10 protein-coding genes are annotated in these 17,065 nt (G+C 71.6%); 1 reads left to right on the forward strand and 9 read right to left on the reverse strand.

All coding sequences use genetic code 11. The features are described 5' to 3' along the window. Positions 1-12 precede the first annotated feature (12 nt). The 9 genes from PS467_RS24890 to PS467_RS24930 form a co-directional block, all read right to left on the reverse strand. Positions 13-909, reverse strand: a complete 897-nt coding sequence (locus tag PS467_RS24890; protein ID WP_268977088.1) for an LLM class flavin-dependent oxidoreductase — start codon at positions 907-909, stop codon at positions 13-15. 5 nt (positions 910-914) lie between these two features. Continuing rightward, a complete protein-coding gene (locus PS467_RS24895) occupies positions 915-1,874 on the reverse strand; it encodes a 3-methyl-L-tyrosine peroxygenase-related protein (protein ID WP_268973896.1) in 960 nt (319 codons plus the stop codon). Further along, positions 1,871-2,338 carry a VOC family protein gene (locus tag PS467_RS24900; RefSeq protein ID WP_311037095.1) on the reverse strand — a complete coding sequence of 156 codons (468 nt, stop codon included), beginning with the start codon at positions 2,336-2,338 and terminating at the stop codon, positions 1,871-1,873. The genes PS467_RS24895 and PS467_RS24900 overlap by 4 nt, the downstream gene beginning before the upstream one ends. Continuing rightward, positions 2,335-9,678: a non-ribosomal peptide synthetase gene (locus tag PS467_RS24905; protein ID WP_311037096.1), complete on the reverse strand. Its 7,344-nt coding sequence runs from the start codon at positions 9,676-9,678 to the stop codon at positions 2,335-2,337. Before PS467_RS24905 ends, PS467_RS24900 begins: the two co-directional genes overlap by 4 nt. A gap of 28 nt (positions 9,679-9,706) precedes the next feature. Next, positions 9,707-10,714 (reverse strand): class I SAM-dependent methyltransferase, encoded by a 1,008-nt coding sequence (locus PS467_RS24910; protein ID WP_311037097.1) that lies wholly within the window; start codon positions 10,712-10,714, stop codon positions 9,707-9,709. A gap of 52 nt (positions 10,715-10,766) precedes the next feature. Continuing rightward, complete coding sequence (locus tag PS467_RS24915; RefSeq protein ID WP_311037098.1) at positions 10,767-12,005, reverse strand: MFS transporter; 1,239 nt, start codon at positions 12,003-12,005, stop codon at positions 10,767-10,769. Next, positions 12,002-13,342, reverse strand: a complete 1,341-nt coding sequence (locus PS467_RS24920; RefSeq protein ID WP_311037099.1) for a lysine N(6)-hydroxylase/L-ornithine N(5)-oxygenase family protein — start codon at positions 13,340-13,342, stop codon at positions 12,002-12,004. The genes PS467_RS24915 and PS467_RS24920 overlap by 4 nt, the downstream gene beginning before the upstream one ends. A gap of 70 nt (positions 13,343-13,412) precedes the next feature. Beyond that, positions 13,413-14,435 carry an OsmC family protein gene (locus PS467_RS24925; protein WP_311037100.1) on the reverse strand — a complete coding sequence of 341 codons (1,023 nt, stop codon included), beginning with the start codon at positions 14,433-14,435 and terminating at the stop codon, positions 13,413-13,415. Next, positions 14,432-15,763, reverse strand: a complete 1,332-nt coding sequence (locus tag PS467_RS24930) for a trans-sulfuration enzyme family protein (RefSeq protein ID WP_268973903.1) — start codon at positions 15,761-15,763, stop codon at positions 14,432-14,434. The genes PS467_RS24925 and PS467_RS24930 overlap by 4 nt, the downstream gene beginning before the upstream one ends. Before the next feature lie 352 nt (positions 15,764-16,115). Here PS467_RS24930 and PS467_RS24935 point away from each other — a divergent pair, with 352 nt between their 5' ends. Next, positions 16,116-17,048 (forward strand): 2OG-Fe dioxygenase family protein, encoded by a 933-nt coding sequence (locus PS467_RS24935; RefSeq protein ID WP_311037101.1) that lies wholly within the window; start codon positions 16,116-16,118, stop codon positions 17,046-17,048. Positions 17,049-17,065 lie beyond the last annotated feature (17 nt).

Genomic DNA, 17,065 nt, shown 5'->3' on the forward strand with positions numbered 1-17,065 from the left:
GGTGCGGCCGGTTCACCGGGCACCGACGGTGGGGGACAGCACCGAGGCGGCGATGTCGTCGAGCACGTCCTCGCGTCCGGCGTAGGGGAACTCCGGCCGCGGCCAGTGGATGACCAGGTCGGTGACGCCGGCCTCGCCGAACAGCCCGCACGCGTCGCGGTAGGTCTCCACCGATTCCAGGACCCCGTCGACCCGCGCACCGGTCACCACCAGGCGGCGGATCGACGCGGGGTCGCGGCCGATCAGGGCGCACTCCTCGTCCAGCCGCGCGGACTGCTCGCGGAAGGTCGGGACCGCGGCGTCGTACCGGTACGGCTCACCGTGGCCCGGGAAGACGATCGTGACCCAGATGTCGGCGTAGCGGGCGGCGAGGCGGATGCCCCGGGGCCCCATCGCCGCCACCGCGATCGGCACCCGCGGCCGCTGGACGCAGCCCGGGTGGAGATGGGCGCTGGTGGTCGTGAAGTGGGTGCCCTGGTAGCTGGTCACCGGCTCGCGCAGCAGCCGGTCGGTGAGTTCGACGAATTCGGCGAACCGGTCGGCCCGCTCGCGCGGGCCCAGCGGCCGCTGTCCGAGCACCTCGTCGTCGAACCCGCCCGCCCCGGCGCCGATGCCGCAGATGAAGCGGCCCTCGGAGATGTCGTCCAGGGTCATGACCTCCTTGGCGAAGGGGACCGGATGACGGTTGCCGGGGCTGGCCACCAGGGTGCCCAGCTGGATGCGGCTGGTCGCCGTGGCGGCGGCGGTCAGCGTCGGGACGGTCGCGAACCACGGCTTCTCGCGCAGCCACCGCCAGTTCAGGTGGTCATAGGTCCAGGCGTGGTCGAAGCCGAGTTCCTCGGCCCGCACCCACCGCTGCCGGGCGGACGCCCACCGCTGTTCCGGCAGGAAGATCACTCCGTGTCGCATCAGCCTCACCACGTTTCCTTGACTCGTCGTTCGCCGGACCGGCAGGAACCGACCGCCAGGTCCGGTACGCGGAGCACGATGTCCACGAGTTCGGACTCCCGCTCCAGCACGGCCGGGGTGCGCAGCTCCGCGGGTGTGTGATCGCCGTAGTCCGCCACGGCCGGGTAGAGCCCGTTGGTGACCAGGTCCATCACCACCGCCTTGCACCTGCGCAGCAGCTGGGACAGCACCTCCTGCCCGGTCACCGGGGCGCGCAGGGTCAGGAAGTAGCAGTCGAAGATCGAGGCCCACATGCGCGGCTGGTGGCCGGCCGGGTTGTCCACCAGGTGCTGGAGCAGCGACCGGCCGTCGACGACCAGCTTCGACGCCACACCGAGGTGGATCTGGTGGCTCAGGCCGACCTCGCGGGTCAGGGCCTCGGCCTCGGCGTCGACCACGGGCGGCAGCCTGCGCCCGCGGAACAGGCTGCGCACCGCGGGGTAGTCCGCCGCCCAGGTACCGCTGAAGGTGCTGTGCAGCCGGTACATGCTGGGCCGGATCGTCTGGTTGTAGATGGGGCGCGTGCTGGAGCCGGTGTAGAGCAGCATGGCGCCGTACGCGCGGACGTACTCGGTGATCGCGGCGCTGGTCTCCCACGCGTCGCCCTCGCCGGCCTCCAGCCGGGCCAGGCAGCCCGCGAGCAGCCGCCACAGGACGAAGGAGATGTGGTGGCCGGTGATCCACCGGAACCAGAACAGCCGCTCCAGGTCCTCGGCGGTGGCCGGGGTGGTGACGAGGTCCCCCGAGCGGGCGGCGGCCAGCAGCCCCGAGGTGCGCTCCGCCAGGGTGGCGTTCGCGGTGCCGTCCGCCATCCAGGCGTTGCCGGGGTGCGGCAGGGTCAACGGCTCCAGCCCGTAGGGGTAGTCGCCGAAGTCCCAGCCCCGCGTGTCGGGTACGGTCAGGGCCACCGCTGCCGTGTTGCTCATCGTGCGCTCTCCGGGACGTGGGTGAACTCGAATTCGAGGCCGTTGACGTCGAAGCAGTAGAAGCTGCGGACCCCTTCGGCGTCGGTGACGATCTCGGTGGGCGGGTCGGACCGGGTGAACGCGTATCTGCCGGACCGGTGCAGCTCGAGCCAGCGGTCCCGCCAGCGCCCCAGGTCCGCCACGGTCTGCGCGGACAGGCACACGTGCTGGAACTCGGACGGTCCCCCGGCCTGCCGCGGCCCGCCCCGGTCGCCGCGTTCGAGCAGATGGAACCGGAGGTCACCGACGGCGACCTCGGCGATCCTGGTCACGTGGGGCAGCCTGCTGCGGGTCAGCTCGGACAGCTCCTCGGCGATCCAGGTCCGGCGGCAGTCGAAGTAGTCCTCGTACCAGGAGAGGGAGTTGGCCAGGTCGAACGTCTCCACGCCGATGTGGTGCACCTGGGCGGCGGGCGGTGGGGTCATCGGGTGGCTCCTGCCGTCGTGGCCGTGACGCGGCGCAGCCGCGTCTCCAGCACCGGCCCGATCGACGCCAGGGCGGCCGGCCGGGTCATGTCGCCGTGCGCGCAGTCCACCTCGTGGACGTCGAGCGAACCGGTCACGTGGTCGCGCCACAGCTGTGGTGTGTAGGGGGAGTCGGCGGGCTTGCCGCGGGTGGCGGTGAAGAGGACGGCATCGCCCCGGAACCGGCCGAGGGGCGCCGTGGCGAACAGCTTCCGCAGGTCCGTGAAGACCCGCAGCAGCGTCGGCACCGGGATGTCGGACAGCCCCTCGAGGGTGCCGTCCGGGGTGAGTGGCTGCCCCAGCGAGTCCGCCAGCGCCTTCAGCGTCGCCGGCCCGCCGGTGTCCTCCTCCGGCTCCTCGCCGGGCGCCGGCGGATAGCTGTCCAGCAGCGCCAGCAGGTCGACCCGCTCGCCCTCGTCCTGGAGCCGGACGGCGAGCATATGCGCGATCTGGCCGCCGACGGACCAGCCCAGCAGGGTGTAGGGCCCGGTCGGCTGGACCGCGCGGATACGGGCCAGATAGTCGCTCACCAGCTCCTCGGCCGTGCCCGGCGCCTGCTCGGGCGCGCTGAGCCCGGTCGCCTGGAGGGCGTACAGGGGCCGGTCGCGGTCCAGGTGGCGGAGCAGGCCCGAGTAGCCCCATCCGATACCGGCGGCCGGGTGCACGCAGAACACCGGCAGACCCTGGCCGTCGCGCAGCCGCAGGACGGGCGCCAGCGCGCCCGCGCCGCCGGCCTCCCCGTCCCCGGTCAGCTTCCGGGCGGCCAGCGCGGCCGGGGTCGGCGCGTCGAACAGGTCACGGATGGTCAACTGGACGCCGAAGGTGGCGCGGATACGACTGGCCAGCCGTATCACCAGCAGCGAATGGCCGCCCCGGTCGAAGAAGGACTCGTCGGCCCCGACCTGTGGCACGCCGAGCACCTCGGCGAACAGATCGCACAGCGTCCGCTCCCGCGGTGTCCTCGGCTCCTGCCCCCGGGGGTGCGCGGCGAACTCGGGCGCCGGCAGCGCGGCGCGGTCGATCTTGCCGTTGGGCGTCAGGGGGAGGGAGTCCGCCAGGAGGACGACGGCCGGCACCATCGTGTCGGGCAGCAGCTCGGCGACGTGCGCCCGGACCCGCGCCGGGTCCACCGTCGCGCCCGGCTCGGGCACCACATGGCCCACCAGCCGCTCGTCGCCCGCACCGAACCGGTGCACGGTGGCGGCGGCCTGCGCCACCCCGGGGTGCTCGCACAGGACCGCCTCGATCTCGCCCGGTTCGATGCGCACGCCCCGCAGCTTCACCTGCTCGTCGGCGCGCCGGAGGAAGACCAGCCGGCCGTCGGTGTCCCACCGGACCAGGTCCCCGGTGCGGTACATCCGCTCGCCGGGTGCCCCGAACGGGCAGGCCACGAAGCGGCCGGCGGTCAGCCCCGGCCGGCCCAGATAGCCCTGGGCGACGCCGTCCCCCGCCACGTACAGCTCGCCGGCCACGCCCCGCGGCACCAGCCGCAGCGCACGGTCCAGGACGTAGAGGCGGGTGTTGGCCAGCGGGGTGCCGATGGGCGGTGCGCCGTCGCCGGCGCCGACCCGGGTGGCGGTCGAGTAGATCGTGGTCTCGGTCGGGCCGTAGGCGTTGGTCACGGCCCCGGCCCGCCGGACGAGCTCCTCCGACAGGTCGGCGGGCAGCCGCTCGCCGCCGCTGAGCACGTGCACCCCGGCCAGTTCGTCCGTCGCCTCGCGCACCACCTCCCGCCACAGGCTCGGGGTGGCCTGCATCAGGCTCACGCGGTGCCGGGTGACCAGCGCCAGCAGGTCCCGGGGCCGGCGCGCGGTCTCCTCGTCCGCCAGGATCACCGTTCCGCCGGTGGTCAGCGGCAGGAACAGCTCCAGCCCCGCGATGTCGAAGCCGATCGTCGTCGCGGCCAGCACCCGCTGCGGCGCGGCGCCGCCGAGGGCGGACTCCATGGACCGCAGCAGGCTCACGGTGTTGCCGTGCGTCACCTCGACGCCCTTGGGCCGCCCGGTCGATCCGGAGGTGTAGATGACGTACGCCACCTGAGCGCCGTCCGGGCGGTGCGGCCGGACGTCGGTGTCCGCGAGACCGTCGGTGGCCACCGGCTCGCGCAGCACGAGACGGGGCGCGGCGTCGTCGAGGATGTACGCGATGCGCTGGTCGGGGTAGCCGGGGGCGATCGGCACGTAGCAGGCGCCGGCCTTCCACACCGCCAGCGGCGCGACCACGAGGTCCACCGTGCGCGGCAGCGCGACCGCCACCCGGTCTCCCGGTGCGACGCCCTGGCCGATCAGCCACCGCGCGAGGCGGTTGGCGCGCTGGTTCAGCTCCCGGTAGCCGACGGTCTCCGCGCCGCACACCACGGCCGCGGCCTCCGGGGTGTCGGCGGCCCGCTTCTCGAACAGCTCGTGGATCAGCGCCGACGTACCGGGGTCGGCGAGGCCGGCCGGTGTGCCGGACCCGTCCCGCAGCAGCCGCTCGCGCTCGTCCGCGCCGAGCACCTCGATCCCGGAGACCCGGCCGTGCGGGTCGGCGGTCACGGCGGCCAGCACCCGGTGCAGCCGCTCGCCGATCGTGGTCACCGTCTCACGGTCGAACAGATCGGAGCTGTACTCGATCTCGCCGTCGACCCCGAGGGGGTTCCCGGCGGTGTCGAACTCCTCCCGCAGATTGAAGGACAGGTCCACCTTGGCGATGTCCAGCGGCGCCGACTCCGGCTCCACCGTCAGTCCCGGCAGGCCGATGGCGGTGGAGTCCAGATTGCTGTTGAACGGCATCAGCACCTGGAACAGCGGGTTGCGGGCCGGTGAGCGGGCCGGGTTGACGGCCTCGACGACCTGCTCGAAGGGGATGTCCTGGTGGGCGAAGGCGGCCAGGGCACCGCGCTTCACCCGGGTCAGCAACTCCGCGAAGGTGGGGTCGCCGGACAGGTCGGTGCGCAGCACCACGGTGTTCACGAAGAACCCGACCAGGTCGTCCAGCGCCTCGTCGGCACGGCCGGCCACCGGGGTGCCGATGGGGATGTCGGTGCCCCCGGTCAGCTTGCCCAGCAGCACCGCCACCGCGGCCTGGCAGACCATGAACGTCGTCGTGCCGGTGTCCCGGGCCACCTCCGCCAGCAGCTCATGGGTGCGCGCGTCGACCCGCAGCGGCACGGTGGCGCCCCGGTACGAGGCGGCCTGCGGACGCGGCCGGTCGAAGGGCAGGCCCAGTTCGTCGGGCAGTCCGCGCAGCGTCTCGGTCCAGAAGCCGAGCTGGGCCGCGCTCGGGCTGCCGGGGCGCGCGGTGTCGCCGAGGAGTTCGCGCTGCCACAGCGCGTAGTCGGCGTACTGCACCGGCAGCGGCCGCCAGGTGGGCGCCGCGCCACGGCACCGGGCCTCGTACGCCTCCCCGAGGTCGCGGGTGAGCGGGGTCATCGACCAGCCGTCGCTGGCGATGTGGTGGATCAGCACCAGCAGGACGTGTTCCTCCGGGCCGGTCTCGAACAGCCAGGCCCGTACCGGGATCTCCCGTGCCAGCTCGAAGGTGGTGGCCGCGGCGGCCCGCAGCCGGTCCGGCAGCGCCGAGGGGGCCACGCGCTCCACGCTCAGCACATCGCCGACCTCCGACAGCGGCAGCACCCGCTGCTCCGGCTGCCCGCCCGTCTCGGGGTAGACGGTGCGCAGGCTCTCGTGCCGGCCGATGACGTCCCGCACCGCCGCGGCCAGCGCCGCCACGTCCAGCGGCCCGCGCAGCCGGGACACCAGCGGGTTGTTGTACGTGGGGCTGGGCCCCTCCAGGCGGTCCAGGAACCACAGCCGCTGCTGCGCGAAGGACAGCGGGACGCGCTCCGGGCGCGGTACCGGCCGCAGCGCGCGGCCGGCCCGGTCGGCCGTCTCGACCAGCGCGGCCAGACCGGCCGGGGTGGGGGCGTCGAACAGGGCCCGGATCGGCAGTTCGACGCCGAGCCTGCCGCGGATCCGGCTCATCAGCTTGGTCGCGCTCAGGGAGTGCCCGCCCAGCGCGAAGAAGTCGTCGTCGATGCCGACGCCCGGCACCTCGAGGATGTCGGCGTAGATCTCGCACAGCACCGTCTCCACCCGGGTGCGCGGACCGCGGCCGGCCGTCTCCGGGGCGGGCGAGGGGAGGGCGGCGCGGTCGAGTTTGCCGTTCGGGTTGAGCGGCAGGCGGTCGAGGATGACGAAGGCGGAGGGGATCATGTACTCGGGCAGCGCGTCCCCGACGTACCGGCGCAGGTCCGCCGGTACCGGCGGGGTGCCGGCCGGGACCACGTAGGCGACGACGCGCTTGCCGCTGGGCGGCTGCGGCAGGGCCACGACGGCCACCTGGGCGATGTCCGGGTGCCCCAGCAGCAGCGACTCGATCTCGCCCAGTTCGATCCGGAAGCCCCGGACCTTCACCTGGTGGTCGCTGCGCCCGACGAACAGCAGCTCGCCGTCCGCCCGCCACCGCACCAGGTCGCCGGTGCGGTAGATCCGGCTGCCCGGCGCGCCGAAGGGGTTGGCCACGAACCGCTCGGCCGTGACGCCCGGCCGGTTCAGGTAGCCGCGGGCCAGTTGCGCCCCGCCGATGTAGAGCTCGCCCACCACCCCGGGCGGGACCGGCTGGAGATAGCGGTCCAGCACATAGAGGTGGGTGTTGGCGATCGGGTGGCCGATGGGCGGTTCGTCCGGCCACTGCGCCACCGACTCCGGCAGCGGGAACTCGGTCGCCATATGGGTCTCGGTGGGCCCGTAGCCGTTGATCAGCCGGCGGTTGCCGGGGTTGTCCCGGAAGAACGCCTTCACCTCGTCGGACAGCACCAGGGCCTCGCCGCCCTGCCCGATGCGCCGCAGCGCGGGCAGGGTCGCCCCGGCGGCGTTCGCCGCCTCGCACACCGCGTTCAGCACCAGGTTCGGTACGAAGGTCAGGTCGTTGACCTCGTTGGCGCCGAGCCATGCCACGAGCTTCTCGGCGTCCTTACGGACCCCGTCCTCCGGTATGACCACGCATCCGCCGCTGACCGTGGCGATGAGGATCTCCATGGCGGAGACGTCGAAGCTGATCGCGGAGAACTGGGCGATCGTGGCGGGCGGTTCCACCTCGGTCCACCAGACCAGCAGGTTCACCAGCGCCTTGGCGGGCATCGACACCGCCTTGGGCACCCCGGTGGAGCCCGATGTGTAGATCACGTAGCAGGGGTGGTCGGGCCGCAGCGGGGAGCGCCGGTCGGCGTCGGTGACATCGGCGGACGACAGATGCCCGACCTCGACCGGGCCGGTCAGCTCCAGGGCCGGCCGGGCGTCCCGCAGCATGAACTCGATCCGCTCGGCCGGGTAGGCGGTGTCGATCGGTACGTACGCGCCACCGGCCTTCAGCACCGCCCACAGCGCGACGACCAGGTCCACCGACCGCTCCATGCGCAGGGCCACCAGGGACTCCGGGCCGACGCCCTGGGCCACCAGATGACGGGCGAGCTGGTTGGCCCGGCCGTTGAGCTCCGCGTAGGTCAGGGTGGTCTCGCCCATGCGCACGGCGGGCAGGCCGGGCGTGCGGGCCGCCTGGGCCGCCAGCATGTCGGGCAGGGACTGCTCGGGGACGTCCCAGGCGGAGTCGTTCCACTCCACCAGGATCCGCTCGCGCTCGCGCGGCGACAGGATGTCGATGTCGGCCACCGCGCGCCGCGCGTCGTCCGCCACCGTGGTGAGCACCCGGACCAGCCGCTCCGCCACCGTCTCGACCGTGGCGGCGTCGAACAGGTCCGCGCTGTATTCGATCTGGCCCTTCACCCCGGCCGGCCGCCGGTCCTCGGTGTGGCTCTCCTCGAAGTTGACGTGCAGGTCGAACCGGGAGACGCCGAACACCCGGGTCTGCCCGGTCGCGGTGACCCCGGGCAGCGCCAGCGCGGTGTCGGTGGGCTGCGCCGTCATGGACACCTGGAACAGCGGGTTGCGGCCCGCGGACCGCACCGGGTTGAGCTCCCGGACCAGCTGCTCGAAGGGGATGTCCTGGTGGGCGAAGGCGGCCAGGTCGCCGTCGAGGACCCGCTCCAGGAGTTCCTCGAACGTGGGGTTGCCGGACAGGTCGGTGCGCAGCACGAGGGTGTTGACGAAGAATCCGACCAGCTCGTCCAGCGCCTCGTCGGACCGCCCGGCCACCGGTGTGCCGACCGGGATGTCCACGCCGCCGGACAGCTTGCCCAGCAGCACCGCGAACGCGGCGTGGAACAGCATGAACATCGTGGTGCCGGTCCGGCGGGCCAGCGCGGTGAGCCGTTCGTGCACCTCCGGCGCCACCTCGAACTCCACGATGCCGCCGCGGTAGGACGGGGCGGCGGGGCGCGGGCGGTCGAACGGCAGCCCCAGCTCGTCCGGCAGCCCGGCCAGGGTTTCGGTCCAGAAGCGCAGCTGCGCGGCGTGGGCGCTGTCCGGGTCGGACGTCTCGCCGAGGAGTTCGCGCTGCCACAGCGTGTAGTCCACGTAGTGCACCGGCAGCTCCGGCCACGCCGGGGCGGTGCCGGCCAGCCGCGCCTGGTAGGCGTGGGCGAGGTCGCGCGCGAACGGCGCCTTGGACCACTCGTCGCTCGCGATGTGGTGGATCAGCGCCAGCAGGATGTGCTCGTCGGGGCCGAGGACGAACAGCCAGGCCCGGATGGGGATCTCGGCGGCCAGGTCGAAGGCGTGGCCCGCGGCGGCGCGCAGCCGCTCCTCGGCCGCCTCCGGGTCGACGTCGGTGACGGTCAGCACGGGGTGGGCGTCCTCGGCCGCGATCACCCGCTGGACCGGCTGGCCGTTCACCTCCGGGAAGACGGTGCGCAGGCTTTCGTGCCGGCCGACGACGTCGTCCAGGGCGGCCGCCAGCGCGGTGTGGTCCAGCCGCCCGTGCAGCCGGTACACCAGCGGCACGTTGTAGGTCGGGCTCGGCCCCGCCAGCCGGCCCAGGAACCACAGCCGCTGCTGTGCGAAGGACGGCGGCACCTGCGGTGGCCGCTCCCTGCGCGTCAGCGGGAGGCGGGCCCGTCCGGCGGTCTCCACCAGCCCCGCGACGGCGGCGGGGGTGCGCTCCTCGAACAGTGCGCGCAGCGAGACGTCGACCCCGAGCACGGCGCGGATGCGGCTCACGATCCTGGTGCCGGTCAGGGACTCACCGCCCAGGTCGAAGAAGTCCTCGTCGGCTTCGACCCCGGGCATCCCCAGCACCTCGGAGAAGATCTCGCACAGGAACTGCTCCGCCGACTTGCGCGGCGGTACGGCGGGGGCGATATCCGGGAGGGGCCGCGCGATGGCGTCCGGTTTCGGCTCCGGTATCTGCTCCGGATTCAACGGCATCGTCATGACTCCATACGCTCGTTGTCGGTCATCGACGTTCGAGTTCGAAAATGACCTCGCTGGCCACCATGTCGATGGAATGCTTGCGGCGCAGCCGCCAGCCGCCCTCCTCGAAAACCGATTCCCAGTCCTGCGCGGTCGGCAGGAAATCCCCCATCAAGTCGTGCGCCACCTCGAATCCGAGGGTGAACACCCGCAATTCCTGATCCGGCACACCGACCGTGCGCGTGGCGTCGCCGAGCAGGAATCGCCGCGCGTTCGGGAAGAGGTCGCGCAGCCGGGAGAGCGTGGCGACGCACTGTTCCCGCGGCCAGAAGTCATGGCCGGCCATGAAGCAGGTCAACAGCTCCACCTCGGCGAATTCCGGGCGCGGGGCCATGCTCAGCATGTCGGCCTCGACGAACGACAGCCGGTCGGTCAGTCCGGCCTCCGCGGCGCTCTGCTCGGCCACCCGCACGGCGGCGGGCGCGATGTCGATACCGAGCCCCTTGGCCGCCGGGTACCGGCGCAGGATCTGCTGGAGCCGCTCGCCGCTGCCGCAGCCCAGGTCGGTCACTTGCCGCAGGTCGAAGTCGAGGTCGTCCAGGGCCGCGTAGAACCAGGGGTCGTAGCAGAAGGTGCTGATCTCGCGGCAGGCGACCGCGATCGCCGCGGCGTCGCGCTGGTAGAACTGGCCGACCCGGTTCTTCCGCTGGAGCACGGACGGCATCTGGCGGAAGAGTTCCGCGCTGCCCCGGACCAGCCAGTGGAACAGCGACCGGGTCTGGTAGATCTCGGGGAAGGTGTCGGTGGGCGTCACCTTGTTCTCCTCGCGACGCACCACGCCCGCGGCGGACAGTGCGCGGAACATGGCGAGCGTGGCGGGCGCGTCCAGTTCCTGACGGGCGGCGAATTCCTCCGCGTCGAGAACGCCGTTCTCGTGGAGTTCGTCCAGCGCGCCCAGTTCCCATGCGGCGCCGATGGCCCAGGCGGCCACGGCGGAGTTGTAGATTCGGGCCGCTTCCGTCCAGGCCCCGGCATCAATCGAAGTGTTCACGGTCATCTCCATCACGAAAGCCGGTTCAAAACCTTGTCGAGTGATTGAGGGTTCATGAGTGATTGAGGCCGGCTTCGGGCACCGGCCCGGTGCGTGCCGGAGCGGCCCGCAGCACAACGGCGGCGGCCAGTGCGAACAGCAGGCCGCCCAGACCCGACGCGGCCAGGCCCCAGCCGGGAGTGTGGTGGTCGATGACGAAGCCGATCACCGGCGAGGCCAGCGCGATCCCCAGCCGGGTCGCCGCGTCCTGGAGGCCCATCGCCATACCGAGGGCGTGGGCCGGCGCCCGGTGGCTGACGTTCTCCGTGGTGGCGGCCAGCGTCGGCGCGCAGACCAGCTGCATCGGCATCAGCGCCAGACCCAGCAGCCACCACGGCTGCCCGACGACCAGCGCCGCCGGGACGATGAGCCCGGCGAGCAGGGTCACCAACGCCAGCTGCGGCAACGACCGCCGCACCGCGCCGTGCACCAGGCCGCCGGCGATCGACGCCACGGCGAGCATCGCCAGCACCACACCGGACCACTGGGCCTGGTCGATGGAGGACAGCGAGGCCACCAGGGCCAGTTCGGTGCCGCCGAGCGCGAACAGCGCCCCGACAGTGATCAGCAGCGTGCCCGCCAGACCGCGGCTGAGGACGCCGCCGAAGCCGCCCACCCGGAGCCCGGGGCGACCGGGCTTCCCGTCACCGGCCCGCAGCGGCGGGTTCTGCACCAGCAGGGCCGCCACCACCGCGGCGATGACCGCGCCGATCGCCGTCATCGCGGCCGTGCTGGAGTACCGCGCGGCGCAGTAGACCACGATCGCGGGCCCGATGATGAAGGACGCCTCGACCATGATGCTGTCCAGGGAAAACGCGGTGCGCTGCCGCTCCGCCGGCACGGCCGCGCTGAGCACCTGGCGCGCGATCGAGTTCGCGGGCACCACCAGCGCGCCGGCCGGGAACGCGGCGGCCACCAGCGCCGGATACGGCAGCCAGGGGGCGCCGATCCAGTACGCGGTCGCCACCGTGCCGCACACCGCGACGACGGGACGCAGGCCGTACCGGTCCAGCGCCGCCCCGACCAGGGGCGCGCCCAGCATGGTGCCGATGGTGCTCATGGTGGCGACGAACCCGGCGTCGATGTAGCCGCGGTCGAGCCGGGTGACCACATGGAGGGTCAGGGTCAGGCTCATGGCGGCCGTCGGGAGGCGCGCCACGAACATCAACAGGATCGACCGCGCCACCCCCGGAATCGCGAGCACCTCGCGATAGGGCCGGCTGCCACGGGCGATCCGCGTACCCACGCTCACCGGGCCACGCCTCCTTCCACCCGGCGGGACCCGTGGAGGTCCGGGCCGGGTCCGGTGCCGATCGGCGCGCTCCGGTCGAGGGAGACCGTGATGTCGTCGGCCTTGAGCCGGTAGTGCTCGTGATCGAGCAGGCTGTTGATGATCACGGCGCTGCGCCAGCCCGCGAGTCCGAGCGTCGAGTCCGCCACTCCATGGCTGTGCTGTGCCGCGTTCTGCACGTAGATCCGGTTCGCGTCGGGCCCGTCCCAGTGCACCCGGTAGTCGCTGCCCGTCTCGTACGCGTCCCCGGCCACCGGCATCCGGTCCCGCAGCGGCGCCATGAACTCGGGCAGCCGGGACCGGTAGCCGGTGGCCAGCACCACGAGGTCGCACATCGACTCGCGGGTGGTCCCGGTGACCGTGTCCAGCAGGGCGGCACGGAAGTGGTCCGGTGTCTCGGACAGGCCGGTCAGGCGTGCGCCGGCGAGCACTTCGTGGCTGAGCCCGCTGCGGGTCAGATAGTCCAGTTCGTACAGCCGGCGGTAGATCTGGGCGAGGAGTTCGCCGGTGATCCCGGTGGTGGCCGAACGCTGCCGGTCCAGCAGCCCGGCACGGTGCTCGGCGGGCAGTTCGCGGAAGTACTCCACGAACCTCGGGTTGAACCATTCGTTGCTGAACGGCGAATCGTCCAGCGGCACCAGGCCGGAGCCGCCGGTCACCCAGGTGAACCTGCGCGGCCGGCCGGTCCGGCCGGACAGCAGGTCCAGCGCCACCTCGCCCGCGCTCTGCCCGCCGCCCACCAGCAGGACGTCCTTGCCGTCGACCGGCAGTCCGCGGTCCAGGTGCTGGGAGGCGTGCCACAGGCGCGGGCTGTTGATGTCGCGCGCGCACTCCGGCACGTACGGGGCCTGCCCGACGCCGAGGACGATGCTCTCGGCCATCCGCGCACCCCGGGTGGTGCGCACCACGAACCGGCGGCCGTCGTGGTCCACCGACAGGACCGCCTCGTCGAGACAGACCCGCAGCAGCTGCGCGGCCCAGGCGAAGTACTGGTCGAACTCCTGCCTGCTCACATAGTCGCTGCTGGCGATGAGGTGCCGGTAGAGCCGGCCGTGCTCGTGCAGGAAGTTCATGAAGCTGAAGCGGGATCGCGGATCGACCTGGCTGACCAGGTCCTTGGCCGCGCTGGCCTGCAACCTCGAACCGCACCACAGCAATCCGGGGTGCCATGCGACGGACTTGCGGGATTCCACGACGCTGACCTGGACATCGCCGATCGGGTCGGCCAGCGCCGCGAGACTCAGGTTGGCGGGTCCGCCGCCAATGGCCAGGACCTTGGTGCAGTCACTTCGGTTCATCGCCAAACCAATCCTTGAAATCGACTTTCCGGCGCGCCCGCCCGGCCCGCACCTCGCCCGTCCGGCGCGGCTACCGGCCGCCGGTCACCAGCGAAATGTCCGCGATGTGCGGCCGTGAGATCAGGTCCCGGACCGCCGAAGCGGCGAAGGCGTTCATCACGACCTCGCCGACGCCGTGCTCGGACGCCAGCTTGGCGGGCGGGAACACCGTGCAGATGACGTCCTGGAGCGGAACGACGGCGTCCGCGTCCGACTGGAGCAGTCCCCGCACGTCCTCCCGCGCCTGTGCGGAGACCTCCCACACATGCCGCTCACCGGTCAGTCCGGCCGACAGCCGCCCCAGGTGCGCCGCGACGTCCGCGGCCAGCCCCATCAGCAGGTACTCCTGCGGGTTCGGCCCCCAGTCGACGCCGGTCAGCTGCTTCGGCGCGTCGACCCGCAGCGCCGGGCCGTCGGAGCCCACGGCCTTCGCCTCCAGCTGGGTGCTGCTCACCCAGCGCACCCGGCAGCTCGCCGCCGGACCGGCGGCCACGGCCTCCGGGGCGTCCGGTACGGCTGGGGCCTCCGGGGTGTCCGGGGCGTCCGTCGGCTGGCCGGCCGGGCCGGAGGCGCGGACCAGCTCCACCGCCACCGGATGCGTCAGCGTGGTGCAGTTGGGGCTGAAGTTGCGCATCTGCTCGACCAGTTCCGCGAGGACCTGATCGTCCGCACTGCCGTCCATGTCGATGCGACACCGCACCGGCTCCGCCGGGTGGTCGTAGTCGATCAGCATCTCCACGCCGTCGAACTCCACGCCGCGCGCACTGCCACCGCCGACCAGCGTGGTCAGCGCGCAGGACCCGATGCCGGTGAGGGCGAAGTCCATCGGCGACGCCCCGCCGCACGGGTCGTCGCCCGCGCTGTCGTCGACCTCGAAGCGGAAACTCCGCGCCGACTTGACCGTGCCCAGCAGGGCCGGTGCGATCCAGGCGGACAGTCCGCGCCGCGGTGACCACTTCGCCCTCGCCGTGTAGACGTAGGCCGCCTCCGCCGGGTCGTGCCGTATCTCGTGCACGACCTCGCTGAATCCGGCGGTGTTGAAGCTGTTCCTCATCGCTGCTGCTCCTCGTCGGTCGCGTCGAGGCCGGTCGCGTCGAGCGCGCTGCCCAGGTCACGGATCAGGTCAGCCGCGTTCTCGATCCCCGCCGAGAACCGCACGAGCCCGGGGTGGATGCCGATCAGCGACCGCTGCCGGGACGTGAGCGAGCTGTGCGAGGTGTTGCTCGGCATGCTCACCAGCGACTCGACCCCGCCGAGGCTGGTGGCGACGTGGGGGATCGTCAGCCGGGACATGAAGTCCAGGGCCGCCTTGTCACCGCCGCGCACCTCGAAGCTGACCATGCCGCCGTAGCCGCGGTAGTCCTCGCGTGCCAGGCCGGCGTAGCGGTCACCACCGAGATCCGGGTGGTGGACGGCGGCCACCCGCTCATGGCCGGCCAGGAACCGGGCGATCTCCCGCGCGTTGTCGTTCTGCGCCCTGATCCGCAGCGGCAGGGTCTTGAGGCCGCGCTCCAGCAGGAAGCAGGCCAGCGGTTCCAGCGTGCCGCCGAACCGGAGCACCTGCGTCCAGATGCGGTCCAGGAACTTGCGCCGTCCCACGACCGCGCCCGCCGTCAGATCGCTGTGGCCGCCCAGGTACTTGGTCGCGCTGTGCACGACGATGTGCGCGCCCAGATCCAGCGGACGCATGTTCACCGGGGTGAGGAAGGTGTTGTCCACCACCAGCAGGGCGTTCGCCTCGTCGGCGATACGGGCGATCTCACGGATCGGCGGGGCCTTGAGCAGCGGATTGGTCAGCGTCTCGAAGAACAGCAGCTGGGTCTCCGGCCGCACCGCGGCCCGGATCGCGTCGAGATCGGTGGGGTCGACGAAGGACACCTCCCGCCCGGCGGAGGGCATGTCCTCGTGCAGCAGGTTGTACGTTCCGCCGTACACGTCGTACGCCGAGATGATGTGGCTTCCGGCGTTCGTCAGGGCGTAGATCGTGCTCGCTATCGCGCTCATCCCGGAGGAGGTCACGACGCTGCTCCGGGTGCCCTCCAGCGCGGCGATCTTCTCCTGCACCGACCACTGCGTCGGATTGCCGTAACGGGTGTAGATCGGGACGTCCCGGATCGCTCCGTCGGAGAAGGCCGCGTAACTGCTCTCGTCCAGCAGGAAGGTGCTGGTCTGGAAGATCGGCGTGCCGACGCTGCCCGTGATCGGGTCCTGGTAGGTGCCCGCGTGCACCGCGAGCGTTTCCGGCGAGACATCCCGGGACAGGAACCGGTGCTGGGCCGAGACCGGCCCCGCGAAACGCGACCGGGTCAGGTCGTTGAACCAGTGGGCGTCGCTGTTCCTGCCCTCTTCGAAGCCGATCGCGGCACGGTTGTAATTATCCACGTCATCCTTCGGTTCGGTTCGCGGGAACGAATTCTGCTGATGTCGCCGTGGCAACGTATCAGGGCGTCCATCGACGGCTTATGAATAAGTTGTCGACGCGTTGTCAACGACGGATGACACGCCTCGCGCGAAACCCGGACCGAAAAGAAGCGGAGGGCCGACCTTGACATTTTCGACCGCGGCGGACCACGGTAGAAGGCGTTGACGAGTCGGCGTAAATTCACCCACCGTCATCCGGTCGACCCCGCGCGCGCCCGGTTGTGGACCCGGTATGAGCCGCGGCGGTCACAGGTATGGGGGAACAGAAAACGTAAGCAGCACCGCATGTGCGCAACGCGGTCAAGGAGGCTCGGTGAAATCAGCGCAGCAAGATTCCGCGATCTCCGTACTGGCGGACATCAAGAAGCGATACGTTCACGACCGGTCAGTCTTCATACCCGGCCGTCAGATGAAGGAACTCCTGACATTTCTCGGAGCGAGTCCGGAGGACGTCGAGAAGCTCCGGACGGCGAGTGAATCGCTGAAGGACGACCCCACCCTGCCGTTCCGGAAGACCCAGAACGGCCGTTTTTGTCTGGACAGCGGCAGCCGGCGGGTGTCCCGTCTCGAATCCCAGCCCTTCGTCCTCTCCAGTGAGGAGGACTTCGTCCGTCACGACTCCGGTGAGTTGCGGCGCTTCCATGAAATCCAGAACGACCTGGCGCTGAACCCGGCGCTGCACGCCCTCTTCGCGCTGAAGTTCCTCCTCATCCACGGCATGGACACGGTGCACCGGCCGCTGCTGGCGTACGACTCCGCCCAGTGGATATGCACCCTGTTCAACATCCGCACCACCACGGATGTCAGTCTGCTGGGCGAACCCGCCCTCGAAGGCGTGCACAGCGACGGTGTGGACCACACCATGACCACCTTCCTGGGGTGCAGCAACATGACCGACGACAGCGCGACGACCTTCATTCACGACATGCGTGAGAAGAACGCCGTGCGCTGGAACGAAACGTCGCCGGAACTGGTCGTGGGCACCGCACGGCACGGCGATTTCCTGGACACCCTGCTCCTGGTGGACCACGAGCGCAAGCACAGCGTCTCTCCCGTGTACACCATCGACCCCGACCAGCCCGCGGACCGGGACATGCTGATTTTCTTCACCAGGCGGCCGGCCCTGAAGGGACATGTCTCCTATCCGTACGACTCCATGACGGCACACCGGTCCCTGCCCATGTCGGCCGATCTCCCGTTGCTGGATCTGGACAGCGAACGCGAGCACGTCCCGGTCGGCTCCTGAACCCAAGCCGGGCATCG

It is taken from the genome of Streptomyces luomodiensis, assembly GCF_031679605.1.
Lineage (GTDB): Bacteria > Actinomycetota > Actinomycetes > Streptomycetales > Streptomycetaceae > Streptomyces > Streptomyces luomodiensis.